Annotated in this window: 28 protein-coding genes and 2 tRNA genes; 15 read left to right on the top strand and 15 right to left on the bottom strand. The window is 67.1% G+C overall.

Going from position 1 to position 25,606, the window contains the following annotated elements; all coding sequences use genetic code 11:
• Window positions 1–98: 98 nt before the first annotated feature.
• Window positions 99–1,022, bottom strand: a complete 924-nt coding sequence (locus tag ACIBVP_RS26190; RefSeq protein ID WP_396108954.1) for a rhomboid family intramembrane serine protease — start codon at window positions 1,020–1,022, stop codon at window positions 99–101.
• Complete coding sequence (locus tag ACIBVP_RS26185) at window positions 1,023–1,580, bottom strand: peptidylprolyl isomerase (protein ID WP_396108953.1); 558 nt, start codon at window positions 1,578–1,580, stop codon at window positions 1,023–1,025.
• An 82-nt stretch (window positions 1,581–1,662) separates the two neighbouring features.
• Between ACIBVP_RS26185 and ACIBVP_RS26180 the strand changes: the two genes are divergently transcribed.
• Window positions 1,663–2,337: a hypothetical protein gene (locus ACIBVP_RS26180; protein ID WP_396108952.1), complete on the top strand. Its 675-nt coding sequence runs from the start codon at window positions 1,663–1,665 to the stop codon at window positions 2,335–2,337.
• A gap of 64 nt (window positions 2,338–2,401) precedes the next feature.
• Here ACIBVP_RS26180 and ACIBVP_RS26175 read toward each other — a convergent pair whose 3' ends face one another.
• Entirely contained in the window at window positions 2,402–2,935 is a 534-nt protein-coding gene (locus ACIBVP_RS26175; protein WP_396108951.1) for a DUF2020 domain-containing protein, read from the bottom strand.
• A gap of 49 nt (window positions 2,936–2,984) precedes the next feature.
• Here ACIBVP_RS26175 and ACIBVP_RS26170 point away from each other — a divergent pair, with 49 nt between their 5' ends.
• Window positions 2,985–3,530: a DUF6506 family protein gene (locus tag ACIBVP_RS26170; protein WP_396108950.1), complete on the top strand. Its 546-nt coding sequence runs from the start codon at window positions 2,985–2,987 to the stop codon at window positions 3,528–3,530.
• Here the strand turns inward: ACIBVP_RS26170 and ACIBVP_RS26165 are convergent.
• From ACIBVP_RS26165 to ACIBVP_RS26145, 5 genes are all read right to left on the bottom strand, one after another.
• Window positions 3,507–4,802, bottom strand: a complete 1,296-nt coding sequence (locus ACIBVP_RS26165; RefSeq protein ID WP_396108949.1) for a ferric reductase-like transmembrane domain-containing protein — start codon at window positions 4,800–4,802, stop codon at window positions 3,507–3,509. The two genes, ACIBVP_RS26170 and ACIBVP_RS26165, sit on opposite strands and share 24 nt — an antisense overlap.
• Window positions 4,803–5,011: 209 nt before the next feature.
• A tRNA-Ala gene (locus tag ACIBVP_RS26160) sits at window positions 5,012–5,084 on the bottom strand.
• A 50-nt stretch (window positions 5,085–5,134) separates the two neighbouring features.
• Entirely contained in the window at window positions 5,135–5,263 is a 129-nt protein-coding gene (locus ACIBVP_RS26155) for a DLW-39 family protein (protein WP_396108948.1), read from the bottom strand.
• A 469-nt stretch (window positions 5,264–5,732) separates the two neighbouring features.
• Window positions 5,733–6,215, bottom strand: a complete 483-nt coding sequence (locus ACIBVP_RS26150) for a hypothetical protein (RefSeq protein WP_396108947.1) — start codon at window positions 6,213–6,215, stop codon at window positions 5,733–5,735.
• The gene (locus ACIBVP_RS26145; RefSeq protein WP_396108946.1) at window positions 6,212–7,159 is read right to left on the bottom strand and encodes a hypothetical protein; all 948 of its coding nucleotides are present in this window, start codon (window positions 7,157–7,159) and stop codon (window positions 6,212–6,214) included. Before ACIBVP_RS26145 ends, ACIBVP_RS26150 begins: the two co-directional genes overlap by 4 nt.
• Window positions 7,160–7,672: 513 nt before the next feature.
• Between ACIBVP_RS26145 and ACIBVP_RS26140 the strand changes: the two genes are divergently transcribed.
• Both ACIBVP_RS26140 and ACIBVP_RS26135 read left to right on the top strand, forming a co-directional pair.
• Complete coding sequence (locus tag ACIBVP_RS26140; RefSeq protein ID WP_396108980.1) at window positions 7,673–7,867, top strand: winged helix-turn-helix domain-containing protein; 195 nt, start codon at window positions 7,673–7,675, stop codon at window positions 7,865–7,867.
• Window positions 7,868–7,919: 52 nt separating this feature from the next.
• A complete protein-coding gene (locus ACIBVP_RS26135; RefSeq protein WP_396108945.1) occupies window positions 7,920–8,843 on the top strand; it encodes an SUMF1/EgtB/PvdO family nonheme iron enzyme in 924 nt (307 codons plus the stop codon).
• A 21-nt stretch (window positions 8,844–8,864) separates the two neighbouring features.
• On the opposite strand, the gene ACIBVP_RS26130 is transcribed toward ACIBVP_RS26135, so the two are convergent.
• The 3 genes from ACIBVP_RS26130 to ACIBVP_RS26120 all read right to left on the bottom strand — a co-directional run bounded on the left by ACIBVP_RS26130 (window position 8,865) and on the right by ACIBVP_RS26120 (window position 11,224).
• A complete protein-coding gene (locus ACIBVP_RS26130; protein WP_396108944.1) occupies window positions 8,865–9,380 on the bottom strand; it encodes a helix-turn-helix domain-containing protein in 516 nt (171 codons plus the stop codon).
• A 48-nt stretch (window positions 9,381–9,428) separates the two neighbouring features.
• Complete coding sequence (locus tag ACIBVP_RS26125) at window positions 9,429–9,725, bottom strand: AMED_5909 family protein (RefSeq protein ID WP_396108943.1); 297 nt, start codon at window positions 9,723–9,725, stop codon at window positions 9,429–9,431.
• A 719-nt stretch (window positions 9,726–10,444) separates the two neighbouring features.
• The gene (locus tag ACIBVP_RS26120) at window positions 10,445–11,224 is read right to left on the bottom strand and encodes an aminotransferase class IV family protein (protein ID WP_396108942.1); all 780 of its coding nucleotides are present in this window, start codon (window positions 11,222–11,224) and stop codon (window positions 10,445–10,447) included.
• A 198-nt stretch (window positions 11,225–11,422) separates the two neighbouring features.
• On the opposite strand from ACIBVP_RS26120, the gene ACIBVP_RS26115 reads away from it, so the two are divergent.
• Entirely contained in the window at window positions 11,423–11,623 is a 201-nt protein-coding gene (locus ACIBVP_RS26115; RefSeq protein WP_396108941.1) for a hypothetical protein, read from the top strand.
• On the opposite strand, the gene ACIBVP_RS26110 is transcribed toward ACIBVP_RS26115, so the two are convergent.
• On the bottom strand, window positions 11,620–11,967 hold the full coding sequence (locus ACIBVP_RS26110) for a GntR family transcriptional regulator (protein WP_396108940.1): 348 nt from the start codon (window positions 11,965–11,967) through the stop codon (window positions 11,620–11,622). The two genes, ACIBVP_RS26115 and ACIBVP_RS26110, sit on opposite strands and share 4 nt — an antisense overlap.
• Before the next feature lie 144 nt (window positions 11,968–12,111).
• On the opposite strand from ACIBVP_RS26110, the gene ACIBVP_RS26105 reads away from it, so the two are divergent.
• The 10 genes from ACIBVP_RS26105 (at window position 12,112) to ACIBVP_RS26060 (ending at window position 20,597) form a co-directional block, all read left to right on the top strand.
• Window positions 12,112–12,336: a hypothetical protein gene (locus tag ACIBVP_RS26105; protein ID WP_396108938.1), complete on the top strand. Its 225-nt coding sequence runs from the start codon at window positions 12,112–12,114 to the stop codon at window positions 12,334–12,336.
• 214 nt (window positions 12,337–12,550) lie between these two features.
• Complete coding sequence (locus ACIBVP_RS26100; RefSeq protein ID WP_396108936.1) at window positions 12,551–13,201, top strand: ABC transporter permease; 651 nt, start codon at window positions 12,551–12,553, stop codon at window positions 13,199–13,201.
• Window positions 13,099–15,387, top strand: coding sequence for a cell division protein FtsK (locus ACIBVP_RS26095; RefSeq protein ID WP_396108979.1), 2,289 nt, complete (start codon window positions 13,099–13,101; stop codon window positions 15,385–15,387). Before ACIBVP_RS26100 ends, ACIBVP_RS26095 begins: the two co-directional genes overlap by 103 nt.
• A 140-nt stretch (window positions 15,388–15,527) precedes the next feature.
• Complete coding sequence (locus ACIBVP_RS26090; protein WP_396108935.1) at window positions 15,528–15,812, top strand: hypothetical protein; 285 nt, start codon at window positions 15,528–15,530, stop codon at window positions 15,810–15,812.
• A 29-nt stretch (window positions 15,813–15,841) separates the two neighbouring features.
• Window positions 15,842–16,369: a hypothetical protein gene (locus ACIBVP_RS26085; protein WP_396108934.1), complete on the top strand. Its 528-nt coding sequence runs from the start codon at window positions 15,842–15,844 to the stop codon at window positions 16,367–16,369.
• Window positions 16,369–17,931 carry a DUF3631 domain-containing protein gene (locus ACIBVP_RS26080; protein ID WP_396108933.1) on the top strand — a complete coding sequence of 521 codons (1,563 nt, stop codon included), beginning with the start codon at window positions 16,369–16,371 and terminating at the stop codon, window positions 17,929–17,931. Before ACIBVP_RS26085 ends, ACIBVP_RS26080 begins: the two co-directional genes overlap by 1 nt.
• A gap of 11 nt (window positions 17,932–17,942) precedes the next feature.
• The gene (locus tag ACIBVP_RS26075) at window positions 17,943–18,152 is read left to right on the top strand and encodes a helix-turn-helix domain-containing protein (protein ID WP_396108932.1); all 210 of its coding nucleotides are present in this window, start codon (window positions 17,943–17,945) and stop codon (window positions 18,150–18,152) included.
• Window positions 18,149–19,321, top strand: a complete 1,173-nt coding sequence (gene xerC, locus ACIBVP_RS26070) for a tyrosine recombinase XerC (RefSeq protein ID WP_396108931.1) — start codon at window positions 18,149–18,151, stop codon at window positions 19,319–19,321. The genes ACIBVP_RS26075 and xerC overlap by 4 nt, the downstream gene beginning before the upstream one ends.
• A gap of 386 nt (window positions 19,322–19,707) precedes the next feature.
• Window positions 19,708–20,163, top strand: a complete 456-nt coding sequence (locus tag ACIBVP_RS26065; protein WP_396108930.1) for a Panacea domain-containing protein — start codon at window positions 19,708–19,710, stop codon at window positions 20,161–20,163.
• Window positions 20,164–20,258: 95 nt separating this feature from the next.
• A complete protein-coding gene (locus tag ACIBVP_RS26060; RefSeq protein ID WP_396108929.1) occupies window positions 20,259–20,597 on the top strand; it encodes a hypothetical protein in 339 nt (112 codons plus the stop codon).
• A gap of 131 nt (window positions 20,598–20,728) precedes the next feature.
• Here the strand turns inward: ACIBVP_RS26060 and ACIBVP_RS26055 are convergent.
• The 3 genes from ACIBVP_RS26055 to gyrA all read right to left on the bottom strand — a co-directional run bounded on the left by ACIBVP_RS26055 (window position 20,729) and on the right by gyrA (window position 25,606).
• A tRNA-Ile gene (locus ACIBVP_RS26055) sits at window positions 20,729–20,802 on the bottom strand.
• Between the two features lie 51 nt (window positions 20,803–20,853).
• Window positions 20,854–21,585, bottom strand: coding sequence for a DUF3566 domain-containing protein (locus ACIBVP_RS26050; protein ID WP_396108978.1), 732 nt, complete (start codon window positions 21,583–21,585; stop codon window positions 20,854–20,856).
• 172 nt (window positions 21,586–21,757) lie between these two features.
• Window positions 21,758–25,606, bottom strand: a complete 3,849-nt coding sequence (gene gyrA, locus ACIBVP_RS26045) for an intein-containing DNA gyrase subunit A (protein ID WP_396108928.1) — start codon at window positions 25,604–25,606, stop codon at window positions 21,758–21,760.

The following is a 25,606-nucleotide window of genomic DNA, read 5'->3' as shown; positions in this document are numbered from 1 at the left end:
AACATCGATCTTGGTCGACGCTGTTCTAGCAGGAACCCCGTTGCCTATCTCAGCCGCCTTGACAACCCACCCACCGCCCTAACTGAACGGCATTGGACCTAGACCTCGTAGCAGATCCCCTGGTCGAACGACGTGAGCTCGCAGTGCACGCCCATGGTGGCCGCGCTCGTCACGATGCTCACCACCAGCAGCACGGTGATCGCCGCGCAGGCGATCGTCTGGAACCGCACGAGGTGCCGGCGGGGCGCGTACACCAGCGCGGCCGTCGCCAGCGCGCCGATCACCAGCCCGCCGAGGTGGCCGAGCAGGGAGATGCCCGGCAGCGCGACGCTCAGGAAGATGTTGATGCCGAGCAGGGTGAGCACCGGCGCGGGGTTCAGCTTGGCGCGGAACACCACCACCGCGATGCCGCCGAACAGGCCGTAGATGGCGCCGGACGCGCCCGCGACGCTGCCCATCGGGTCACCGAAGAGCATCACCGCGGCCGACCCGCCGAGCAGCGACAGCAGGTAGACGACCAGGAAGCGGACCCGTCCCAGCGCCACCTCGAGGTCCCGCCCGATGACCCACAGGGCGAACATGTTGAAGGCCAGGTGGACCGGGCCGTAGCCGCCGTAGTTGCCGAAGTGCAGGAACCCGGACGTCAGCAGGCGCCAGAACTCGCCGGCCGGGACCGTCCCGGGGATGAGCGTGCCCTGCATGAACAGCTCGGAGCGCTGGTTCTCCGTGATGCTCCCGGCCTGCACCGCGGTGAGCACGAACACCAGCACGTTGATCCCGATGAGCGCGGGCACCACCACGAGTGACCGCGCGCCGGGTCTTGTCCGCGCACCGCCGGTGTTCCTGGCGGGGCGGACCGTCTTGCTGCCCTCGGCTACGCAGTCGACGCACTGGTAGCCGACGGAGGCCTCACGCAGGCAGTCCGGACAGGCCGGCCGGTCGCACCGCACGCAGCGCAGGCCGGTCGGCCGGTCCGGGTGCCGTACGCAGGCGGGCAGGTCCTGCTGCCTGTTTACGGACACTCAGCCCTCGCGTTCGACGGTGACCCGTTCGACGACGATGTCCTCCAGCGGCTTGTCGTGCGGCGGCGCCGTCTTCGACGTGGCGATCGTGTCCACGACGTTGCGCGACTCCTGGTCCGCGACCTCACCGAAGATCGTGTGCTTGAAGTTCAGCCACGTCGTCGGCGCCACCGTGATGAAGAACTGCGAGCCGTTGGCGTTCGCGCGGCCGGGGTTGGCCATGCCGAGCAGGTACGGCTTGTTGAACTGCAGCTCGGGGGTGAACTCGTCGGCGAACTCGTACCCGGGGCCACCGCGGCCGGTGCCCGTCGGGTCACCGGTCTGGATCATGAAGCCGTCGATGACGCGGTGGAAGATCATGCCGTCGTAGTACGGGCCGGAGGTCTCGCCCTTGGCGTTGCGCGGGCTGTAGGACTTCGTGCCCTCTGCCAGGCCGACGAAGTTCGACACGGTCTTGGGCGCGTAGTCGGGGAACAGGTTGATCCGGATGTCGCCCTTGGTGGTGTGGAGGGTTGCCGAAACCTTCACCCCGACGAGGGACTCGTTGCTGTCTGCCACCCGGCCATCGTGCCATCCACAGCGAGATCGGTCCGGAAGGGGCAGGATGGTACGTGTCCGACAAGCCACCCTGGAGCAGACTATGGACGATGTGAAGGCCATGACCCGGGCCGGAGAGACGGTCGGCAAGGCCGCCCGCTCCGGCTGGCGTTCGGCGCGCCACAACGCGAAACGTGCTGGTCTTGCCGGCGCGGAGGCCACGTCCCGGGCCGCGCAGGCCGCCGATCGCAAGCTGACGGAGCGCGGGCTCGCGCCTCGCCAGGTCGCGGAGGCACTCGCGGAGGGCGCCGAGGTCGCACGCCAGGAGGTCGCGAAGACCACCCGTCGCGCGCGGCGCAAGCTGGCGAAGACGGCGAAGCACACGCGGAAGGACCTGGCCAAGGCCGCCAAGCAGGCCCGCAGGGACGCCGCGAAGAGCAGGTCCGCGAAGCAGGCGGGCAAGTCCGTCAAGCAGGCCAAGGCGGACGCGAAGAAGCTGAAGTCGCAGGTCAAGGCGGAGGCGAAGGCCGTGAAAGCGCGCGCCGCGGCGGGCTCCGACCAGCCGAAGCGCAAGCGTCGCTGGCCGAAGCTGATGTTGCTGGTGATCGTGGCGAGCGGTATCGCGTACGTGGTGCGCAGCAAGGCGGCGGCACAGGAGCAGTCCGTGCCGGAGCCGCGCCGGGACGAGTCCGCCAGGCCGGAGACGGCGCCGGCGGACGCCACCGCGGACGCACAGCTGAACGGTCAGCAGCAGACGTCGTCGTCCGCGAAGAACTAGCGGTGACGTCCGAGGGCCCGCCGGGTACGTACCCGGCGGGCCCTCGGTGTGTCCGGAGGTGTGTCTAGAGGCCGAGCGCGGTGATCGACTCCTGGGCGATCTGCTTGGCCTTGATCGTCTGCCCCTGGTTGGTGGTCACGACGACCGCGGTGCCGCCCTTGGCGACCGCGTACACCGCGCCCGAGTCCTTGGCCTCGGAGCCGCCCTCCCAGCCACCGGACAGCTCGGCCGGGTTGGAGGTCGCGACCGGCACCGCGGCGTCGACGAGGCCGCGGGCGACGGGTTCCTCACCGTTGTAGATCCGCACGGACAGCTGCACGTTGCCGTCCGGGCGCAGGAAGAAGCACGCGGGCGGGTCGTCCGCCGAGATCCGCACCTCGGACACGCGCTGCCCGTTGGTCTCCTCGACGTAGGCCTCGTCGAGGTACGGGCACGGCCCGTCGGCGGTCGGTTCCGGGTCCGGCGGGAGCTGGACCGGCGCCTCGCTCGTCGGCGTGGACACGGGCTCCTCGTCGACGGTTCGGTTCTCGACGGGTTTCACCGTGCACGCGGCGAGCGCGGCCAGCAGCAGGGGCCCGAGCACAAGGACGCGTTTCATAGGGCGCAGAGTCAACCACAAGCGGCCTCGCCCGACACCCGAGGGAGTCATGATGTTCCGGAACCTCTTCCTGTTGCTGGTCGGAGAACCCGCGGCGCCGGTCGTGCACGCCGACGAGCTGTCGTCGACGGCGATCGTGCCGGTGACGTCGGTCGACGAGGCGGTGGCGGCGGTCGGGTCGGCGGGTGAGCTGGACCTGATCGAGCTGTACGGCGGCATGGGCGTCGACGCGGCCGCGGCGGTCGTCGCCGCCGCACCGGGGGTGCCGGTGGGTTTCGCGGGGGCCGTCGAACCGTCGGCCGCCGTGGGGGTGCTGTTCGAGGACCCGGCGCCGAGGACGTGGCGGTTCGGCGGCTCGACGGTGGCCACGGTCCCCTCCGCCGACGAGGCGCCTGCGGCCGCCGTGAAGCTGGTGGCCGAGGGCGTCGAGCGGATCGAGCTGTGCGGCGGCATGGGACCGGTGCCGGGGGCCGCTGTGCGCGCGGTGGTCGACGTGCCGGTGACGACCGTGCTGTTCGGCTTCGAGTCGCTCCCGTCGGCGGCGGCGTACCGCGCGCGCTTCGAGGCGGCACTAGGCGAGCGCGAACCGTTCTGAGTGCACCTGGCGGTCCGGCACGCCGAGTGCCGTGAGACTCGCGAGCACGGTCGCCGTCATCGCGGCCGGGCCGCAGACGTAGACGTCGCGGTCGGCGACGTCGGGGACGAGCCCGCGGAGCCCGTCCGGGGTGAACGGCCGGACCCCGTCGGCCGTCCGGCCCGTGAGCAGGTGCAGCCGCCCGCCGCGGGCCGTGACGAGTGAGCGCACCTCGTCGAGCAGCACGGCGTCACGTTCGTCGCGCACGCGGTACAGGACGACGACGTCGCCGGGCATGCCCTCCTCCAGGAGCGCGCGGATCGGGGTGATGCCGACACCGCCCGCGATCAGGAGCGTGCCGTGGCGGGTGCGCTGCGCCGACGTGAACGCGCCGTAGGGCCCCTCCAGGAACGCCCGGCTGCCGACGCGGAGGTGCCGCAGGCTCGCACTGGTGTCGCCGACGGCCTTCGCGGTGAGCCGCAACCGCCCCCCGCCCGGTGCGGCGGACAGCGAGAACGGGTTGGCCCGCCACCACCCGTGGTGCCCGGGGAAGCGCCACACGAAGAACTGCCCGGCCCGCGCGGGCAACCGGTCCAGATCGCGGCCGGTCACGTACACGGAGACCACGTCGTCCGACTCCGGCACCACGGCCTCCACCCGGAACCGGTGCCGCGCGTTGCGCACCAGCGGCACCACCACCCGGCCGGCGATCAACGCCCCGAAGGAGAACAGCCACAGCACCCACCAGTAGCCGAGCGCGAACGGCGACGACGTGAACGTGGTGGTCTCCAGGAGTTGGTGCACGAACGCGAGCGCCAGCACCACGTACACCAGCATGTGCAGCGCGTGCCACGTCTCGTACCGCAGGCGGCGCCGCACGTACCGCGTCGAGACGGTGGCGACCACCACGACGAGCAGCGCCGCGCACATGCCGAGCAGAGAGGCAGGCACCCCGGCCAGCGCGAGGAAGGTCCTGGCCATCGACGCGTCGTCGAGCACCGCGTAGCCGAGCACCACGATGAACGCGTGGGTCAGGATCGTCCAGAACAGCCCGAACCCCACCCACCGGTGCCACACGGTGAGCCGGTCCATCCCGATCCGGCGGTCCAGCCACGGCAGCCGCGCGATCAACAGCAGCTGGATGAACAGCAGCAGCGCGGCGTGCAGCCCGAAGAACTTCGCCACCGTCAGCACGTCGTTCTTGCCCGCGCCCGCGGTGAAGAACAGCACCTCGACGATCAGGACGTTGACGAGGACGAACGTCCACAACGCCCACCGTGCCCGCACGACCATCGCAACTCCCGTCCCCTGTGACATCCGATGACACGCGGGAAAGCCGCGAAAGGTTCAGAAGAGCAGGACCGGGCGGTGACGCTGCGTCGGACACTGGCGAAGCTCGACGCCCGCTCCCCGGGGCCGACCGACCCCAGCGAGGCGCTGCTGGAATGGCGCCGTTTCTTGTGGCCCGTCACCGCTTTCTGAACAGGGTCGGCGAGCGTTCGTGGAGACGAGGGGAATCGAACCCCTAACCCCTGCCTTGCAAAGGCAGTGCTCTGCCAATTGAGCTACGTCCCCGGGCGCGCGGGCCCCGAGCCCACGCACAGCTGCACTGAAGGCAGCCGACCTCAGGCCTTCTTGCCGGCGGGCGCGGTGGCCTCACGCCAAAGCTCGTCCTGCGCCTTGGCCGACTTGTTCCGGCGCACCACGAAGAGAACGGTGCCAGCGACAGCCACCAGAGCGAGAAGCTTCTTCACGTCCATTGCCTCCTTCGGCAAACAAGATCAAGCCCAACCACGACCCCTGCGATCCCCGTGGCCGGGGCCCCACAAGTCTGCCACAACCCACACCCCCGAAGGAGAAGCCCCCGCCAAAGACCAAGACCCAAAGCGACGACATGGAATGGCAAGACACCAAAACCCAAAGGCCACCAGGCTGGGTCAGAAACCAGCCGCACCGTGGGGGGTTTGGGGGGCTCGGCCCCCCAACATAACGAAGAACGACCCGGCGAGTTGCCGAAGGCAACGAGCAGGGTCGTCCGGAGTTCGGTGGGCCTAGGAGGACTTGAACCTCCGACCCCTTCGTTATCAGGCCAACTCCCCCACGATCTTGACCTTATATATTGGTGCTCCTGCACTGGTCAGCAGCGTCCGCGGTTGTCCACGGACGTCTCCGGGTTGGAGTGGTCGTTGAGTCCCACTTGGAGACCCAGTCTTCAATTCCAGATCAGTCCCGCGAGGCCCCTGTCGGCCAGACAACCGTGACGGGTATTCCCTGGTCACGAGCTACGTGGACGACGTCTGCCGTACCTCCGTAGCCGCGGGCTGGTTGTCCGTCCCAGATGGCGAGCAGTTCGTCCGCGTCGACGAGCATTCGCAGGCTGGCGTTCATGTGCGCTTCCGAGTCCGACTCGACATGGTCGAGATGGGTGACCTCAGCAGCTTCGGTGAGCAACGCGTCGTAGGTGGGGTGGTGGTCTTCGGGTAGGCCATCGCGGTACTTGTGGGCGGGGACGATGACGTGGAGTGTGCCGCCGTGGTCGAGTACGGCTCTCGCGAAGAGGGTGTCTGCGCCGTCGGCGATGCAACTCAGGCCGACCAGGTCTCCGGACTTGGTTCGATTGGCGATCTCGCTGCGCAGGGCGGCATCGACCAGTGCGGTTGTGGCTGCGGAGAGGCCGCGGTGTCCGGTTACCGCGAGGCGTGTCATCCGTCGTCCCGTTCGTAGAGTGCGGCCAGGGCGTTGTCCAATGCGTCGGCTTCGGTGGTGCGTGGCTTGATGCTGGCGCGGAATTCTCGGACGCGGCTGGTGATGCGTTCGCTGCCGTAGGCGCGTCCGACCGTGAGGGCCTCGGTTGCCAGTGAGCAGCCTGTGGCGATGTCACCGGCGCGGGCCAGGACCATGGCGTGCTCGACTTGGGCGAGCGCGCGCGGCTTGGCGGCGGTCAGCGCGGGGCTGGCCGCTGCGTAGGCCGATCGCGCGGCTCGGACATCGCCGAGGCGGCCGAGTGCGCTGGCTCGGTACCGAGCTGCCTTGGCCGGGGAGAACGTGAACACCCACGGCCACTGCGGTTCGTCCGGTTGCTGGGCGACCAGCTTCTCTGCTCGGCGAAGCTCGGCCAGCGCTTGTTTACGGTCACCCGCGCACGCGTGAGCGACGGCGAGCAGGGACGCCAACCAGGCGTGTGCAGTGGCGGGTGCGCTGACGTCGAGCTGGCGTGAGGCGCGTTGAAGTAGGGACAGGCCCTGGCTGCTGTCGCCGGTCTCCGTCGCGAAGTGGCCGAGGCTGGCTGTCATGTACGCGGCCAACAGCGGATGATGTGCACGTTCGGCGTACTTGATCGCCTCGACGTAACGGCGTCGTGCCGTGGCGTTGTCGCCTCGGTCCGCGGCGAGCCAGGCTGCCAACCCGGCGGTCTCGGACAGCGTTCGGAAGCCGTCTGACGTGCGGAGGCGATCCCGCACGATGCCGACAGCCAGGTGCAGGTGTGCGTCTACGGCCGGAGACAGCCGGTCCGATGCGACGGCGGACTCCATCTGCCGGTAGTGCGTGGTCGGGCCGGACAGGATCTCGATCAGATTGGCGTCTGATGGCGCTAGCAAGACTCCGGCGCCAACGCCAAGCGTTGTCTTCAGGAAGGTCTTGCGGTTCACGTCCTCCACGGTAGTCCGCGACGGCCTCCTGAATCCCAGCTCGGCGTCCGTCGCCACGTTGAGAACAGCGCGGAGTGCAACTCGGTATCGCGCTGCGGGCCACCTGGTGACGCCCCGTTCCCAGCGGCCGACATGTCGAGCGTCGACCGCTCCTGGTGTGCCGGTTGCGCGAAAGACGTGGTCGTTGACTGCCTCTGCCAGCTCCTGGCGTGTCATGTGTTGGCCCGGCGTGCTCGGTGACTCGATCCGTTTTCTTGCCGCTGTCAGCAGGCCGTTGCCCGATGGCGCAGTCTTGTCCTTCTCCGTTCGACTCGCAGGCGACGGACGGCCCTGTTCCTCGGGGGCCGTTATCGCGTTCATGCAGGTCAGCATAGGACGCACTGTGACGCGGTGTATAGCGTTAGGACGCGTCCTTACGTTCCGTGGATATTACTGACTACATACAGTGCGCTCGTGAGCAAGATCCCTGACTTCGACCCAGCGAAGGTCGGCCCGGACTACCTCTACGTAGCCATGGCCGATCACATCGCGGCGCGCATCGATGCCGGGGAGCTGACGCCCAACACCCGCCTTCCCGCGGAACGGGAACTCGCCGACGAGTACGGCGTCAGCCTCGGCACCGCTCGACGAGCGACGAGGGAACTGCGCGAACGCGGGCTCGTGATCACCGTGCCGGTCAAGGGCACGTTCGTCACCAACAGGTCGTAGCGCTCACGTCGTTGTCGGGGCAGGGGGACCAGAGACAGGGGGAAGCGGCGAAGTGGCCACGGTTCAGCGCTGGTCAGGAGTCGAGGTACGAGCACTCCGCGAGGCCAAGCGGATGAGCATCCGGGAGTTCGCGGCTCATCTGGGCGTCAGTGAGCGGATGATCTCCAAGTGGGAGGCGGGCAAGGAGAACATCCGCCCTCGGCCGGTCAATCAAGCTGCTCTCGATACCGCGCTGTCGCGGTGCGACCCCGACACACAGGCGCGCTTCTCGTTCCTCACCGGTGACTCGCTTGTGCCCGAGGAGGACGGCAGCGCTGTTGCCGAACCGATCGGCGGTGGCCACGTTCGCCACCCGGTCGACGGCCGTTCCATGGCGCGGGTCGATGGGAGTGTCTTTCTGTCGGGGCCGAGCAACGAACCCATCTGGTTGCCGACCTTCTACATCGACGTCTACCCGGTGACGAACGACGAGTACGCGCGGTTTGTCGCGGCCACCGGTCACACCCCGCCGCAGGACTGGGAGGACGGGCGGCCGGCCACCGACCGCGGCGACCATCCCGTGGTCTTCGTTACCTGGAGCGACGCCGCCGCGTACGCTGAGTGGGCAGGCAAGTCGCTACCCACCGGGCAGCAATGGGAGAAGGCTGCGCGCGGCACCCGGGGCACCGTGTACCCGTGGGGCGACCAGACCACTCCGGCCAAATGCAACGTTCGTGAGAACGGTGTGGGCAGCACGACGGCTGTGGAGTGCTACCAGAGCGGAGTCAGCCCGTATGGCGTCTTCGACATGTGCGGCAACGTCTGGGAGTGGTGTTCGTCCGAGTCCAAGCCTGGTCGACGTGAACTCAAGGGTGGTGCCTGGACCAGTCCGTTCCTGCGGGCAACACCATCGTCGTTCAACGATGCGGCCGAGTCCATGTGCGACGACGACACCGGGTTCCGGTGCGTGGTGATGGCAGAAACCCTGGACAACTGACCGCGTGTCTACTTCGGACTGTCAGTCGGGAACTTTCAGCAAGCCCCGCTGCGCACGGCCATTCACCACTTCCGCGACATAGTCCGGTGTGAACTTCGTCAGGTGTAGCACCAGGTCGCGGGGTGTGCATCCCATGAACGTGGCGAGTTCGTCTATCGCTGCCGGTGGTATCCGAGCGATTCCATCCGGACACTGGTTTCCCTTGTTCTTCGCCCACTGGTGCAGCGGTCGGAACTGCGGACTGAAGTCGGCAAGTAGGGACCGCAGGTCAACGATCAGCTCCAGGTTCGCGAGATCGACTCGGGCGCGTTGGAGTGCCATCGCCAACACTGACGACGACGCCAGTCCCACCGCCTCACTGAGTTCGATCAACCGAAAAACGGTGATCTGCCGCATCCCATGCTCGTACGACAACAGCGTCCGGTCACCGATACCGGAGGGCAGTCGGCTGACCATGAAGGTGCGGGACCACCCCAACGTCTCCCGGGCGATCCGCAGTTCCTCACCCACCGCCTTGGCAATCGCTTCCTCGGTCACACCCACGACCACATGCCCGTCGTCCGTGGACGTCGCAGCTCTCTCCACTTAAGTCTCCTCGGCGGGGCGACTGTGTCGCTCCTCGATCTCACGCGCCTTGCGAATTTCCATGGCGGCCCACTGCATTGCTTCGTGTTGGTGCCGTTGATCGGTCTTGGCAGCACGCGCGTACACCTCGGCGCTACGGCGATGGAACGCGATTCGTTCCGCCGTGCTGGCATCAGGGTTCGGCCGTCGCTGCCACACCACCTCTTCCGCGTCGGCCAACGTGAATGGCCGCTGCGGGCGACGCACGGTGTCGGGTGCACCTTGTTGGTACAGCGCGGAATCATTCTCCGATGCCATGACTGATCACCAAGTTTCCTTGCCCTTAAAGGAATGGCGGCAGGTTGATCGATGCCGAGTTGCGGCCCGCCTCCCGGATGCGGTCGGGGGCGTCGGGAGGCGGGCCGCACCAGCTACACGAGGATGGAGGCGTGTAGCTGGGAATGAGGTTCCGTTCCGGGGACACCATCACCAGGAACGGAACCACCCGTTCGCAGACACAGATCGTCATTCGCGAACGGGCTGCGGCCACCCCCGTGCGGCGGGCGGCGCAACCCGGATCGGGGCGGCCGCGCCAGCGAACTGCGCGCTTGCTGCGGAGGCGGCGCGCATATTCGCCGAAGATCGGTGGGGATGGCGGTTTGTGGCTCGGTCAGCGCGTGGCTTCACGTCAGCGTCGTGACCGCACTGCCGCTCTTCGGTTCGGACCACCAACGCCGCGCCGTATTCACCGAGGCCGACAACCGCAACCAGGCTGAGTAGCCAAACGATCAACTCCCACAAGGGCGCGCTCACACCGGCCACCACCCTGTGTGGTGCTGACGCCGACCGTGCGCAGCGCCCACCTTGCGGAGGCTTCGTCGATTCGGCTCTGTCGTGCTGGTCATGGCTTCAGCATCGACAGCAGAGCGTTCAAGATCGACGGCACGCAAGGGGGCAAGTTGGGGGCATGTACGGGGAACGTTCGTCAGCTCGCCGCCGCGGCATTTGCTCGGATCGCGGCGGCGCAGACGCTGTGGTCAGAGTTGCTCGGCGGGGATGTCCGCGTACAGGTCGCGAACCTGCTTCAGCTTCGCGTGGTCCGTGGGCCACGACTGGTCATCCACTGAAGCGACCGCGCGGATGCCGACCGCCGCGTTGGTGGCGAACGCGAACTCCATGGATGGCAGGTCCGAGAGGGTCACCGGCTCGGTGTGGATCGGCTCGTCAAGGGCCTGGTTCAACAGTGTCATCGTGATGCCGGTCAGCCACTCCGACCGCGGCCAGATTATTTGCCCGTCCCTCACGAATCCGATGTTCGATGTCGCGATTTCGGAAATAGTCCCGTCCGGGTTCAGGAAAAGAACGTCGTCGAAGCCTTCTCGTTGCGCGGTCCGCCGACAACGGAGGGCGCCGAAGAGGCCGATGTGCTTCAGCGCGGGCATCTCTCGCCGGTACGAGGCAGCTTGCAGGCGGAGAGGCGCAGGCAAGTCCGGCGACGCCGACCGAGTCGTCACCAAGATGTGCGGGTCGGCGTCCGAGCCGATCGTGCCGAGTTCAATCCCGGGGTCGTACACCGTGACGCGCGCGACCGTACGTGGGTCCGCATCCGTCAACGCGTGGCGGATGTAGTGGCGCACCTGGTCAATGTCCAGGTCGACGTCAAAGAGCTGGCGGCAGTCGCGCGCCAGGCGTTGCATGTGGAGCGACAGACCACGCACACGGCGATCCTCTGTCAGCATCGACGTGAAGTGACCGTAGTTGGTCAGGGCCAGAGCCTTGACCTGGTCGATGGTCGCGGGCGCTCCGTTCAGTTGCATGCCGCCAGCCTCCCAGGCCGACGGCCGGAGCGACATCCCAAGGCGGCCCAAGTTCGGTGAAAGTTCAGTGCCTTCGGCGGAAGTTCAGGACTTCCGGTTCAGTGAAAGTTCAGTGTTGGGGGTCTATTTCGGCACTTCTCGTGAAGCCGCGCACACCGCACAGTTGGTACATGACCGACTACAGCGGAAGGAAAACCAATGGCGAAGAACGTAATCCCCGGAATGAAAACCGGCGGCGGAATTCTGTCCAAGTTGATCGGCACCGCGATTGTCTTGGCGCTCCTGGTCTTCGTCGTGAAGTACCCGAACGAAGCGGCCAACGCGGCGACGGCTCTGTTCGACGGCTTGGGCGCGCTGGTCGACGGCTTGGCGGGGGTCATTCGCGCCTTGGTCGGCTAGCGGTCGAGCTGCCGTTCGATGTCAGCGAGCCGACGGCGGATCTCGGCAATGGCCTGCCAGACGCGCTCGTCTCCCCCGCTGTCGCGGGTGAGCGATTCGCCTTCCGCCGGTTGGGTTCGCACGAACGACCCCTTGCCGTGCTGGGTGACGACCAGGCCCTCATCGCGCAGCAGCGTCACAGCGGCCTTGACCGTGTTGATCGCGACGCCCCACGTGTCGGCCAGTTCCTGGTAGGTGGGCAACTGCGCGCCGGGGCCGTACTGACCCGACCGGATCGCGGCGCGCAGGCCGCCGGCCACTTGCAGGTACGGGGCGCGCGGATCGTCAGGGTCCAAAGAGGCCATGCGACAAGGGTAGGCGAAGCAACTCAGTTGAGTGAGTTCAAGCATGTCTGTTGACAGAGTTGATAGATACATCTTACGTTTGTGCCCCGGCCAAAGGGCCGCTCCCAAGCGGGAGACCACGAACGAACTTGGAGCCGATCGCTCATGGATGACCGCATTCCGCCGCTCAGCTACGCGCCGGACGGCCTGTACGAGGCGGACATTGACGCCCTGCTCGCGGAGTACTTCGCAGCCGACGAGACCAGCGGGTTGCCGTCCGCTGTCACGGATCACGTGGCGACCAATCGACACGTCCGGCGTCTCAACCGCCAGACCGTCAACGCCGTTCTTCGCGGCCAGTCGAACCACACGGACGACGCGGCTGCTTGATCTCGCCCCGGCCCGGCGCACGGAACCGCCAAGAACCATCCGCCGGACCGGGTCTCCCAACCGACACGAGGCAAGTCAGGAGACTTTAATGGTAGGGCTCAACATGCCCAACAAGAGCACGGGAAGCGCGTACCCGCCTTCTGTGGAAGGGCTGCTTCCCCGAGTCCGCGCATGGGTCGCGGACCTGGGCTCCACGCCCTCTCGGAACCGGATCATGACCGAGTTCCGGGTGGGTGCCCCCAAGGCGCGCGCCATCCTGGACGCGCTTAACAGCGAGCGCGAGAACGCGCCGGTCCGGGTCCTTCACTCCGTCCCGGAATCCGGTGAGAACCCCGCCCCGGAGACGGGCACGGACAAGCCGCACGTACGGGAGCAACAACAGTCGACCGTGCAGGTCAGGGCCGTTGCAGACTCGGGTCTGGCTCCGCGGCCTGTCCCGTCCTGGCCGCTCCTGCTGCTGGCCCTACCGGCGTTCGTGGCGATCTGGGGTGGTTGGGTCGGGCTCGGCCGCCTGACCGGCTTCGGGCCGATCGAACTGCTCCCCGGCATCTGGGACGGCCTGTCGATCAACTCGGCGATCACGCTGCCGATCGGGGTTGAGACCTACGCGGCGTTCGCAATGCGGGTCTGGTTGTCGGATGCGACCGGGCCTGCTCGCGCCCGTGAGTTCGCCAAGTGGTCGGCATTCGGCTCGCTGGCCCTCGGGATGGCGGGACAAGTCGCGTACCACCTGATGACCGCGGCTGGTGTCACGCACGCCCCATGGCCGATCACCACGCTCGTCTCGTGCCTGCCGGTGGTCGTGCTCGGGTGCGGTGCCGCTCTCGCTCACCTGCTCCACGCCCGCCAGGAGGTGAACGACTGATGGCAACCACCACAGACGGATTCTCCAATGGCAAGTCCGGCAACGTGATCGCATTCCCGTCCGCTGTTCCCGTGACACGGCCTGCACCCGCACCGGAGATCGTCGACGCTGAGTTGGTCGATGAGAGCGCACCCGCTGTCTCGGTGGACACGACCGTCACGGACGGTTCGACCTGGTTGGACCGCTTGCGGAACCAGGAACGTCAGCCGATCATTCCGTCCTACCTCCGCACGCTGGGCGAGGCGAAGCAGGCCGCGAAGTGGGTGGGCGTGCACTACGCCCACAAGATCGGCTACCACGTCGCCCGGTCGCCGCTGTACGCGCTGAGGCTGGCCGTGCGCTCCCCACGTGGGTTGTTGTTCCTGGCAGCCTCGACCGGCCGATACGTGACCGACGCGGAGGGTCGCCCGGCGCGATCCGAGACCGCGACCGCCGACACCGCCGACCTGTACCTGAAGCTGTCGCAGCAACGGGACCGGCGTGTGGTGCTGCGCTGGACTCAGCTCGGCCTGGCTGCGGCGATCGTGCTCGGCCTGGTGCTGTTCCTGCCGGAATCGTTGCCAGCGTGGGTCTTGTGGGCCTGCGGCGTCGTGGCGGTCGGCCTGCTTGGGAAACTCGGCACCACAAAGGACAACCCCATCGTCGCTACTCGTGCAGTGACGGCTTCGAAGATCCAGAAGCTCACGAGTGACAACGTCGTTCACGCGTTGTCCGTACTGGGCATCGCGGGCATCAACCAGGCGCTAGCCAAGAACCCGGATGCGATCGGCTTCACCGCGCCGATTCAGCGGGACGGACCTGGTTGGCGCGCAGACGTGGACTTGCCGCCTGGTGTCACCGTTGCCGAGGTCATCGAGCGTCGGGCAAAGCTCGCGTCCGCCCTCGGCCGTCCGCTGGGTTGCGTGTGGCCGGAAGGCAACGCGGAAGTCCATCCCGGACGGATGGTCTTGTGGGTCGGCGACCAGGACATGTCCAAGTCCCGCCAACCGGTGTGGCCGCTGCGCAAGGCCGGAAGCGTGGACCTGTTCAAGCCTCAGCCGTTCGGCACCGATCAGCGCGGCCGGTGGGTCGAGATCACCCTGATGTTCATCTCGATGGTGATCGGCGCGATTCCCCGCATGGGCAAGACGTTCACGCTGCGGGAACTGCTGCTGCTCGCCGGGATGGACCCGCGCGCCGAGCTGCACGCGTACGACCTCAAGGGCACAGGCGACCTGTCGCCGCTCGCGCCGATCTCGCATCGCTACCGGGCGGGGGACGAGCCGGAAGACATCGCGTACGCCGTGGCGGACCTACGCGCGTTGAGTACCGAGCTGCGACGGCGAGCGAAGGTGATCCGCGAGTTGCCGAAGGACCTGTGTCCGGAGAACAAGGTCACGCCGGAGCTTGCCGACAAGAAGTCCCTCGGCCTGCATCCGATCGTGATCGGCATCGACGAGTGCCAGAAGTGGTTCGAGCACGACGAGCACGGCGCGGAAATCGAGGCGATCTGCACCGACCTGGTCAAGCGCGGCCCGGCGCTCGGCATCGTGATCATCCTGGCCACCCAACGACCGGACGCGAAGAGCATCCCGACCGCGATCAGCGACAACGCCGTCATGCGGTTCTGCCTGAAGGTCACCGGCCAGCCAGCGAACGACATGGTTCTCGGCACGTCCGCCTACCGCAACGGCATCAAGGCCACGACGTTTTCCTTCCGTGACAAGGGAATCGGCATCCTGCTCGGCGAGGGAGACGAGCCGCGGACCACGCGCGGCGTCTACATCGACGGCCCGGACGCCGAACAGCTCGCGGCGCGCGCTCGTGCCGCACGGCTGGCGGCCGGTCGGCTCACCGGCTACGCGGCCGGACTCGACCTCACACCCGAGGAGGACGAGCGCGACGGCAGCACCTTGCTGCCGGACGTGCTGACGGCGATCGGCGACGCGGACAAGGCGTGGTCGGAGACGATCGTGGATCGGCTCGCCGAGCTGCGCCCGGCGGTCTACGGCCCGTGGGCCGAGTTGCCGACCGGCGCGGCGAAGGCCACGCAGTTGGCCGGTGCGCTCAAGCCGTTCGGCATCTCCACAAAGCAGGTGTGGGCGACCGACCCGACAACCGGCAAGAGCGCCAACCGCATGGGCATCAAGCGTGAGTGGCTCACCGAACTTCTCACGGACAGTGAGCGGCTTCGAGGTCGCGGCTAGCGCGTTGCGCGGCTCTAGGTCTAGAGCCCTCGCCCTCTAGACCTAGAGCCCTCCCTAGACACCAAAACCTTTCCTGATCAGCGCCCTAGCACCTAGAGGCGTGGGCCGAACGCGGCCCAAAACAGCCCAGGAGACACCCCATGAACACCCTCGACAGCCTGACCGGCCCGTTCCTGCTCGTCATGATCCTTGTCGCTCTCGGTTACGCCTGGTCGTGTGCGGTCTACCCGTACAAGGCGTGCCGCTCGTGCCGCGGAGTGGGCGACTTCCGCTCGCCGATCCTGCGCGCCATCCGGCTCTGTCGGCGCTGCAACGGCACCGGTCGCACGCTCCGGGCTGGTCGCCGCGCCTACAACGCCGCTGTCCGGGTCCGCCGCTCCATCCGCCAAGCGCGGGACCGCAACCGCCGAGACGACGACCGCTGACCGCCGTCCCGCGCTTCGAAGGGCTTCCGATGACTTCACCAATCCTTGACCCAGAACGTCAGTTCCTCGGCTGCGTCATGCAGCTCGGCACCGTCCCGGCCCGGAGGTTGCTCGCCGGGATGCAGGCCGCAGACCTCGGCTCGCCAGTCGCGGCCGACGTGCTCCAACTCGCCATCGAGTTGGCCGCCGAAGACCAGGCACCCGCGCCGCTCGCCCTCCTGGACCGCGCGTGGGAGACGACCGACCAGCGGCCGTGGACCGGCGGCCCGCGACGACTCCACAACATCGGTCTGTGGATCGCCGACACCTACCACCACGCGCCGCTCGCGCCCGAGGCTGCCGGTGCCTGGCTGAAATCGCTCGTACTGAAGGCCGCCTGGCGACGGGCAGTCCGCGCCCACGGCCTGCGCCTGGTGCAAGGCGTCGATGACGAGTGGTCGACGACGTCGCTGTTCGACGTCACCGACGACACGAGCCGCGTGGACGACCTGTGGAGCCGCTACCTGGCCGCCCGCGACCAGACCGGCGACGCGACGCGGTTGAAGGTGGCGGCCTGATGCCCGATCTCACCGAAGCTCTCTCGGCGATCGACGCGGTCATTGCCGACGATCAACGGGCCTGTGTGGAGTGCGGAGGTTCCCGCGACGGCTCCCCGTCCGACGAGTTCTGCTCGGAGGCGTGCCAGACCACCTGGACCACACGGCAGGCAGCCATCAAGCACACCGAGGACAACGGCTCTGCCCCGAACAGCGACGTGCCTGAGGTCGCTCCTGCCCGGCCGCTGACGTGGCTCGGTCCGGCCCCGGCCAACGCGTTCGTCAAGTCCGGTCACGAAGTACTCGATGCGGTGGTGGCGTTCGTGTCGCGGTTCTCCGCGTTCCCGAACGAGCACTGTGCGCCGACGCTGGCGCTCTGGTACGCCCACACCCACATTGCGGACCGGCTGTACGTCACGCCTCGGCTCATCCTGGACTCGGCCGAACCGGGCAGTGGCAAGACGCGCGTGCTCGAAGTCGGTCAGTACCTGGTCGCCAAGCCCGAGATGACGATCAGCATCACGCCCGCAGCCGTGTTCCGGATGCTGGTCGAAGGCCCGATCACGCTGCTTTTCGACGAGATCGACGCCGTGTTCAACCCCAAGACCGGCGGCAACAACGAAGACCTCCGCGCACTGCTCAACGCCGGATACAAGCGGACGGCCACGGTCGCCCGGTGTGTCGGGGACGCGAAGAGCATGAACGTCACCCGCTTCCCGGTCTACGCACCGGTCGCACTGGCCGGAATCGCGGGAGGCATGCCAGCCACGATCACCACTCGCGCGGTGACCATCCACATGCGCAAGCGTCGGCATGACGAACTGGTCGAGGAGTTCATAGAAGAAGACGTGGAGAGGGAAGCCGCACCCGTCAGCGCCGATCTCGAAGCATGGGCACAACGCGTCGCTGACGACGTGGCACGAGCACGGCCCGAACGGCCGGATGGTGTGCGCGACCGCGCGGCCGAGATCTGGCGTCCACTGCTCGCCCTCGCGGATTCGGCCGGCGGGCACTGGCCGGAGACCGCACGCAAGGCGTGCCGCCACTTCGTGGTCGACGCCGGACCGCAGAACGTCTCGACCGGCGTCCGGCTGCTAGCGGACATCCGCGACGTCTTCACCGCACAGAAGACCGACCGCATGACAACAGCCGACCTGATCCGTGAGCTACATGCGATCGAAGACGGCCCGTGGACAGACCTCCAAGGCAAGCCGCTCGACAGTCGCCGACTCGCCAAGGAACTGGACCGCTACTCGGTCCGGCCCAAGGACGTGAAGGTCAACGGCAAAGCCCTGAAGGGCTACCGCGTAGACGGCGACGGCGGCCTGTCCGACGCATGGAGCCGCTACCTGCCCCCGCCCGATGCAGGCGCGACCTCCGCGACGCCCGCGACCGACCAGGTCACCCAACCCGGCGACTCCGAACGAGTCGCGCAACCAGACGCGACCTCCGCGACCCGGACTCACGGACAGGTCGCGGACAGTCGCGGACGCCCAGAGCTGTCCGCGACCCCTGAGACCAGTGCGGTCGCGGATGTCGCGCCGGTCGCGGACAACACATCCGACAGTGCGGGGGAAGCGTGATGACGAACTCGATGCCCACCCCTGTGGCGGTGCCCGGACGGCACCTGTACCGGGTCACCGAGGCCATGAAGCTCCTGTCCATGAGCCGCTCGTTCATCTACGAGCAGATCCGTGCCGGTCGACTGCGCTCGGTCAAGCAGGGCCGCGCCCGGCTCATCCCGGCGGCCGCCATTCAGACCTACGTCCAGATGCTCATAGATGAGTCGGAGGTGTCCCTGTGACGAAGCGGCGTAGTCGCGGCGACGGAAGCCTGTACTGGGACGACGACCGTCAGCGTTGGGTGGCCAAGGTCACCGTCGGGTACACGCCTGCGGGCAAGCGGAGGTTCCGCAAGGCGAGTTGCAAGACCAAGACGGAGGCACAAGCGAAGCTCAGGGAGATGCTTCGGGACCTCGAAGACGGGCTGCCCTCCGAAGACCGGCTGTACACCGTGCGCCAGGCCGTTACCGACTTCCTGAACTTCGGCCTGCCGCGCCGGTCAGCGAGCACAGTGGAGAAGCTGACAACCCTAGCCAACTGCCACGTCATTCCCGACCTCGGCGCACGGAAGGCCCGTGAACTGACCGCTGACGACGTGGACAAGTGGCTAGCCAAGAAGGCGAAGATCCTTTCCACTCGTTCGCTCCGTGACCTGCACTCCATCCTTCGGCGTGCCATCGCGAGGGCACAGAAGCGGGACAAGGTGAGGCGAAACGTCGTGCTCTTGTGCGAAGTCCCCGAGGGCAAGCCCGGTCGGCCTTCGAAGTCCCTCACCCTCGGCCAGGCCGAAGCCATCCTGAAGGCAGCCGAGGGAACCCCGATGCGGGCCTACGTCGTGGTGTCCCTGCTGACCGGCGCGCGAACGGAGGAGATGCGCGCACTCACCTGGTCGCACGTTGACCTGGTCGGCAAGCCGGACGCCGAGCCGCCGATACCTCCGCACATCATGGTGTGGCGGTCCGTGCGGGATGGGGGCGACACGAAGACCCGGAAGTCTCGCCGGTCCCTCGCGCTCCCCCAACGATGCATTGACGCACTGAAGGCACATCAAGCCAAGCTCGCGTACATGCGACGGCTTGCCAGAGACCGGTGGCAGGAGAACGACCTGGTCTTCGCGTCAGCGGTCGGGACCGAACTGGACGCGCACAACGTCAGGCGCGCGTTCCGGAAGGTAGCCAAGAAGGCCGACTTGGTCGAGACGGACTGGACCCCGCGAGAACTCCGGCACAGCTTCGTGTCCTTGCTGTCCGACAGCGGCATGCCCATCGAACAGATCTCGCGGCTGATGGGCCACAACGGCACGGCGGTCACCGAGCTGGTGTATCGCCATCAACTCAGGCCGATCGTGGAGCACGGGGCCGAAGCTATGGACCGCATATTCAGCGGGCCAGAAGACGACAGAGCTGCTTAGCGTTGCGCGGAGGGCGGCTTCCTGATCTGGGAAGCCGCCCCAGCGGTTGTCAAACCGTCCGGCGCGACCGCAGGGACCGACCACGTCAACGAGACCCATGACGAGGTGCTGGTCACCCAACCACACACGACCCCGACCTGTTATAGACGAGATAACGGAGCGTAGCCGAGACTTCTAATTCGAATCTATGTTCGATACACTGAGTAGGGCTCTAGTCGTGCGTCCATCCGCAATCTAGTGAGCACTTGGAGTAATGCGGCCCGGTTAGGTAACACTCACCATAGGAGGTGAGATGCTGTGGATAGATTGTGGGCAAGTGGTTGTTAACTGTGTGTGGACCTGTGGATAACTCAGGTTGTAGTAGTGGCTCGTCCGAGAGGGGGAACGTGAGCACCCAGTACGGCGTGATGACCATCGCAAAGTGGTTCATTGCATGGGCTGAGGAAGAGGAGGGGGCTGACCTCTCCAACTTGAAGCTTCAGAAGCTGCTGTACTACGCGCAGGGTCACCATCTGGCGGCTACCGGGTCACCTCTGTTTCGGGAAGAGATCCAAGCGTGGTCGCACGGGCCGGTGGTTCCGACCGTGTACCACGAGTTCAAGCACTATGGCTCTCACGACGTTGCGCTAGAACCTGACGATCCGTTCGACTTCGAGGATGTCGACGAGGACACCGCAGAGTTCCTGAGCAAGGTGTGGAACACCTATGGCGGCTACGCGGCCTGGCGGCTTCGGAACATGACGCACGACGAACGCCCCTGGAAGGATCACTTCAGCGGGCAGCGTTCGGTGGTTATTCCGAAGAGCGAGCTGAAGCAGTACTTCGAGTCGGTGAGACGGTAGCGGCCATGGGTCGCAGTAACGCGGGTCGCGGTAAGAGGCCGAACAGAAGTTCTGAGACTCTCCCGGTCGCGCCGCCAAAGGTGGACTACGACGACATGACGCCGAAGTTCTGCCTAGCCCATATCCAGCGAGGCTTCGATATTCCGAGCCTGCCCGACGATCGTGCTCGCGCGTCCTTCGCGGCCGCGTTGCAGGTCAGATGCACGAAGAAGTGGCGTGAGCTGAAGTCAGAACGTCGACATGGCCTTGGCTTCGAGTTGATGCCCAAGAGACAACTTCGCGCGCCGATCCCTGAGCAGTTCCAAGATCAGGAGCGGTTCATGGTCTTCCGGTACCACGGTCGTCTCCCCATGGCAGGCGTTCGTATCCTCGATACCTTCCATGTCGTCTGGCTTGAGCCCAGCTATGGCGACCTGTACGACCACGGCTCGTAACGGCCATCCCGCTGCTTGGAACGGGCGTGCGGAGGATCGATCTGCTCAGCAGACGACCATGACCTCTTAGAGTCCCACTTAGAGTCTCAGGGCCGGTTTCCCTTGGTTGGGAAACCGGCCCTGAGGTGCTGTGGGCCTAGGAGGACTTGAACCTCCGACCCCTTCGTTATCAGCGAAGTGCTCTAACCGCCTGAGCTATAGGCCCCTGTTGCGAGGGAAACTCTACAACACGGCGGTTGGGGCCCCCAACGGGGTATCACTCGCGTTCGGCGAGGGTTACCTCCAGTCCGCCGGCCAGGTCGGCGGACACGTTGTAGATGAAGGCGCCGACCGTGGACAGGGCGCTGAACAGCACGATGTTGACGGCGCCGATGATCGCGGCGACGCCGAAGACCCGGCCCGCGCTGATGAGTGGGGTGCCGCTTTCGTTGGCGCCCTGGAGCAGTTCGTCGGAGATGCCGTTCAGGTTGTCCCAGACGCCCATCCCGTCGAGGACGGCGTACAGGATGCCCACGGCGACGAGCCACACGAAGAACAGCGCGACGCCGAGTACGAGCGACAGCTTCAGCACCGACCACGGGTCGAAGCGCTTGATCTGCAGGTTGGCCCGGCGGGGGCCGCGGCCGGGCCTGCGCAGTGCGCTGGGCGCCGCGGCGCTGGTGCCCACGGATCGGAGTGGGCCGGTGCCCGGGTTGCCGCCGCCGTCGAGGTGGACCGTCGTGCGGGCCGCGGACGGGACGCCGCCCGGCGGGGTGCCGGGGGTGGTCGGCAGTGTCTGCGGCACGTTGACGGTCGGTGCGTCGGTGCTGCCGCCGAACAGGCGGTTGGCGGCCGACCCGGTGACGACCGGGCGTTCGACCTGCACCGTCTTCTCCCCCGGTGGTTCGGGGCGGCGGGTCTGCTGCGTCGTGGCCTGGCTGTCGGCGGTGACGCGCTGCCACGGTGGTGGGGTGCCGTGGCTGAGTTCGAGGTCCTCCGCGCCGGCCACGTGTGTCGTGGCCGGCGCACTGCCGTTTCCGTCGTGGTTCCCACCGGCCTGGTCGACCTTGTTGGCCTGGCCGCTGATGGCGACGGCGGACGTGTGGTCCGTCTCCGCTTCCTGGCCGGTGCGTCCGGGCTTGTCGGGTGGTGTCACGCGGGTCCCCTACGTGTCTCGCGGCTTATTCCGGTTCGGGCGGCGTCGTGTCGCCGTCCGTGCCGTCGGCTGTACTGGTGATGACGCCCTGATCGTCGCTCACGTTGCTCTCCGGCGCTGTTTCACCGGTGACTTCCTCGGAGTTCTCGGCCTCCGCGCTGCGGGCGATCGCGACCAGGGTGGTGCCGTCTCCGAGATTCATGAGGCGCACCCCCTTCGTCTGCCGTCCGGCCTTGCGAACCTCCCGGGCAGAGGTCCTGATGACCCCGCCCGCGGACGTGATCGCGTACACCTCGTCGTCCTCGTCGACGATGAGTGCACCCACCAGCCTGCCACGCTTGCTGTCATATTGAACGGTGAGCACGCCCTTACCGCCCCGTCCCTGGACCGGGTAGTCCTCGATCGGGGTGCGTTTCGCGTAGCCACCGTTGGTCGCTACCAGCAGGAACGTGCCTTCGCGGACCACGCCGAGCGTGAGCAGTTCGTCACCGTCGTTGAACCGCATGCCGAGCACACCGGACGTGGCACGGCCCATCGGCCGCAGCGCCTCGTCGCTCGCGTGGAACCTGATGGACTGGGCGCTCGCGGACACCAGCAGCAGGTCGTCCTCCGCGGCGCAGAGGACAGCGCCGACCAGTTCGTCGTCCTCGCGCAGGTTGATGCCGATGAGACCGCCCGCGCGGTTGGAGTCGAAGTCGGACAGGCGGCTCTTCTTGACCAGGCCGCTCTTGGTCGCGAGCACCAGGTACGGCGCGACCTGGTAGTCCTTGATCTCGATGATCTGCGCGATCTCCTCGTCCGGCTGGAACGCGAGGAGGTTCGCGACGTGCTGGCCGCGCGCGTTGCGGTTGGCCTCCGGCAATTCGTAGGCCTTCGCGCGGTACACCCGGCCCTTGTTCGTGAAGAACAGGATCCAGTCGTGCGTGGAGCACACGAAGAAGTGCGCCACGATGTCGTCCTGTTTCAGGCCCGCGCCCTGCACGCCCTTGCCGCCACGCTTCTGCGCCCGGTACAGGTCGGTCTTGGTGCGCTTGGCGTAGCCGGTGCGGGTGATCGTGACGACGACGTCCTCGACCGCGATCAGGTCCTCGACGGAGACCTCGCCGTCGTAGGGGATGACCTGGGTGCGCCGGTCGTCGCCGTGCTTGTCGACGATCTCCATGAGCTCGTCGCGCACGATGGCGCGCTGCCGTTCCGGCTTGGCCAGGATGTCCTGCAGGTCGGCGATGTAGGTCTCGATCTCGGCCAGCTCGTCGATGATCTTCTGGCGTTCGAGGGCGGCGAGGCGGCGCAGCTGCATCTCGAGGATCGCGTTGGCCTGGATCTCGTCGACCGCGAGCAGCTCGATCAGGCCGCTGCGGGCCTCGTCGACCGTCGGCGAGCGGCGGATCAGCGCGATGACCTCGTCGAGCGCGTCGAGCGCCTTGACGTAGCCGCGCAGGATGTGGGCCCGCTCCTCGGCCTTGCGCAGCCGGTAGCGGGTGCGCCGGACGATGACCTCGACCTGGTGGCGCACGTAGTGGCGGATCATCTGGTCCAGGCGCAGCGTGCGCGGCACGCCGTCGACCAGCGACAGCATGTTCACACCGAAGTTGTGCTGCAGCTGGGTGTGCTTGTACAGGTTGTTCAGCACGACCTTCGCGACCGCGTCCCGCTTGAGCGTGATCACGATCCGCATGCCGGCCCGCTTCGACGACTCGTCGTCGACGTTGGCGATGCCGCCGATCTTGCCGTCGCGGACGAGCGAGGCGATGTTCTCGATCAGGTTGTCCGGGTTGACCTGGTACGGCAGCTCGGTGACCACCAGGATCGTGCGGCCCTTGGCGTCCTCGTCGACCTCGACGACCGCGCGCATGCGGATCGAGCCGCGGCCGGTGCGGTAGGCGTCCTCGATGCCGCGCGTGCCGAGGATCAGGCCCTTGGTCGGGAAGTCCGGGCCCTTGATCCGCTGCATCATCGCGGCCAGGGTCTCCTCGTCGGAGGCGTCCCAGTTCTCCAGCGCCCACACGACACCGGCGGCGACCTCGCGCAGGTTGTGCGGCGGGATGTTGGTCGCCATGCCGACCGCGATGCCGTTGCTGCCGTTGACGAGCAGGTTCGGGATGCGGGACGGGAGGACCGTCGGTTCCTGCGTCTTGCCGTCGTAGTTGTCGGCGAAGTCGACGGTCTCCTCGTGGATGTCCTGCAGCATCGCCATGGCGAGCGGCGTCATCCGCGCTTCCGTGTTGTGGCTGACGAAGCCGTCGGTGATGAAGGCGTGGTCGTCGGTGTCGACCCGGAGGCTGTACACCTCACGGGCACCGGCGTCCTCCACCGACTTCACTTCCGCGTAGTAGAAGCGCCCGTCCACCAGCGGTTCGACCACATCGAGCACCTCGGGCTCGGTGATCCGCTCGACGATCTCGGGACGCCGATCCGCCCACCGGTCGATCCGGTCGACGTTGTGCAGCGCCAGCCAGTTGCGCTCGGACGGGTTCTGGGCACCGTTCGCCCTGATGTAGTCGGCGACGAACGGCACGTGGTCCCTGGAGAGCGCGGAGCTGCGCAGCGGCAGAGCGTCGAGGATCGCGGCGAGCTTGTCGTGCTTGACCCCGATGAAGCCGATGCGGTTGGCGAAGATCCTGGCATCGCGACGGTTCGTGATGACGACCTTGAACTCGCCGCTCGCGTGCCGGACCTGCTTGCCGACCACGCCGAACTCGAGCAGGAGCTGCTGGACCTCCCTGGCGAGCCTACTGCTCCGTGTCGAGTAGGAGACCTGCACCGACTTCCTGGGCAGCGCCGATGCCGAACCGTCGCCGGTGAACAGCGCCCGGAGGAACGCACGCTTGAGCGCGATCCCCGAACGCCAGACGAACTCCGGCACGTGCTTGTCGGCGCTGCGCTGCCCGACCATGGCGCCGAGCACGGACTTCTTCAGCGCACCGAGGTTGTGCACGTCGAGCTCGTGCAGCACGGATCCGGACGCGATCGTCCGGGAGGAGATGTACCTCGGCCCTCCGACCGCCATGTCGTAGGCCCTGGCCACCAACGTGAAGAACGCTTCGTCGATGTTGTTGAACCCAGCCCTGCGCTCGGACACGAAGCCCTCGCTCACGAACGCACCGGCGACGGTCGCGGCAGCGAAATCCCTGGTGGACGGGACCTCGTCAGCGTCGTAAGGCATGCGCTGCAGGACGACATGGTCGCCGGGGGTGAGTTCCTCCAGCAGTTTCCACAGCAGGGTCGGCACGCCGAGCACGTCGACCAGGCACAGCACCGGGTGGTTGTGGGTACCGGTCAGGCTGAAGCCCTCGGTGGTCGTCAGCTTCAGCGTCGGATGCGCACCGGAGTGGAAGAGCATGCTGGCCCGTACCGGGTCGCCGTTGCGATCCAGGACCTTCAGGTCGATCGGGTTGTCGCTGTTGGGCTTCGCGCCCGGCACGACGTCCGCGATCCGGATGCTCGTGCCGTCGGCCAGCCTGACCCGGGAGTCGCCGTCCACGCAGTACCGCATGGCGGCTTGCGGGTCGTTGCCCGGTGAGCCGAAGTTGCCCTGCCCGTCGATCAGCGGGTACCGCATCGACCACGGCTGTGCGAGGCGCACGAGTGCGTCGTAGATCGCGGAGTCGCCGTGGGGGTGGTAGTTACCCATGACGTCGCCGACGATGCGGGAACACTTGACGTGGCTGCGCTCGGGTCGCAGGCCCGTGTCGTACATCGAGTACAGGACGCGGCGGTGGACGGGCTTGAGGCCGTCGCGGACGTCCGGCAGCGCGCGCGACACGATGACGGACATCGCGTAGTCGATGTAGGAGCGCTGCATCTCCTGCTGGATGTCGACCGGCTCGGTGCGGTCGGACTCCGGCGGCACGGGCGGCAAGGTGTCGGTCAC

This window comes from Actinophytocola sp. NPDC049390, assembly GCF_044466355.1.
In the GTDB taxonomy this organism is placed as follows: domain Bacteria; phylum Actinomycetota; class Actinomycetes; order Mycobacteriales; family Pseudonocardiaceae; genus Actinophytocola.
The sequence above is the reverse complement of the archived record's forward strand: the minus strand, read 5'-3'. Positions and strand labels throughout refer to the sequence as shown.

Bases quoted from the DNA above. Each gene is read 5' to 3' on its own strand.
- ACIBVP_RS26060 (WP_396108929.1), top strand. From the start codon at position 20,259: ATGACGCCGAAGTTCTGCCTAGCCCATATCCAGCGAGGCTTCGATATT.
- ACIBVP_RS26180 (WP_396108952.1), top strand. From the start codon at position 1,663: ATGGACGATGTGAAGGCCATGACCCGGGCCGGAGAGACGGTCGGCAAG.
- ACIBVP_RS26075 (WP_396108932.1), top strand. From the start codon at position 17,943: ATGCCCACCCCTGTGGCGGTGCCCGGACGGCACCTGTACCGGGTCACC.
- ACIBVP_RS26165 (WP_396108949.1), bottom strand. From the start codon at position 4,802: ATGGTCGTGCGGGCACGGTGGGCGTTGTGGACGTTCGTCCTCGTCAAC.
- ACIBVP_RS26100 (WP_396108936.1), top strand. From the start codon at position 12,551: ATGACCGAGTTCCGGGTGGGTGCCCCCAAGGCGCGCGCCATCCTGGAC.
- ACIBVP_RS26115 (WP_396108941.1), top strand. From the start codon at position 11,423: ATGGCGAAGAACGTAATCCCCGGAATGAAAACCGGCGGCGGAATTCTG.
- ACIBVP_RS26175 (WP_396108951.1), bottom strand. From the start codon at position 2,935: ATGAAACGCGTCCTTGTGCTCGGGCCCCTGCTGCTGGCCGCGCTCGCC.
- ACIBVP_RS26140 (WP_396108980.1), top strand. From the start codon at position 7,673: ATGGCCGATCACATCGCGGCGCGCATCGATGCCGGGGAGCTGACGCCC.
- ACIBVP_RS26110 (WP_396108940.1), bottom strand. From the start codon at position 11,967: ATGGCCTCTTTGGACCCTGACGATCCGCGCGCCCCGTACCTGCAAGTG.
- ACIBVP_RS26125 (WP_396108943.1), bottom strand. From the start codon at position 9,725: ATGGCATCGGAGAATGATTCCGCGCTGTACCAACAAGGTGCACCCGAC.
- ACIBVP_RS26090 (WP_396108935.1), top strand. From the start codon at position 15,528: ATGAACACCCTCGACAGCCTGACCGGCCCGTTCCTGCTCGTCATGATC.
- ACIBVP_RS26105 (WP_396108938.1), top strand. From the start codon at position 12,112: ATGGATGACCGCATTCCGCCGCTCAGCTACGCGCCGGACGGCCTGTAC.
- ACIBVP_RS26120 (WP_396108942.1), bottom strand. From the start codon at position 11,224: ATGCAACTGAACGGAGCGCCCGCGACCATCGACCAGGTCAAGGCTCTG.
- ACIBVP_RS26150 (WP_396108947.1), bottom strand. From the start codon at position 6,215: ATGACACGCCTCGCGGTAACCGGACACCGCGGCCTCTCCGCAGCCACA.
- ACIBVP_RS26170 (WP_396108950.1), top strand. From the start codon at position 2,985: ATGATGTTCCGGAACCTCTTCCTGTTGCTGGTCGGAGAACCCGCGGCG.
- ACIBVP_RS26080 (WP_396108933.1), top strand. From the start codon at position 16,369: ATGCCCGATCTCACCGAAGCTCTCTCGGCGATCGACGCGGTCATTGCC.
- ACIBVP_RS26085 (WP_396108934.1), top strand. From the start codon at position 15,842: ATGACTTCACCAATCCTTGACCCAGAACGTCAGTTCCTCGGCTGCGTC.
- ACIBVP_RS26095 (WP_396108979.1), top strand. From the start codon at position 13,099: ATGGCCGATCACCACGCTCGTCTCGTGCCTGCCGGTGGTCGTGCTCGG.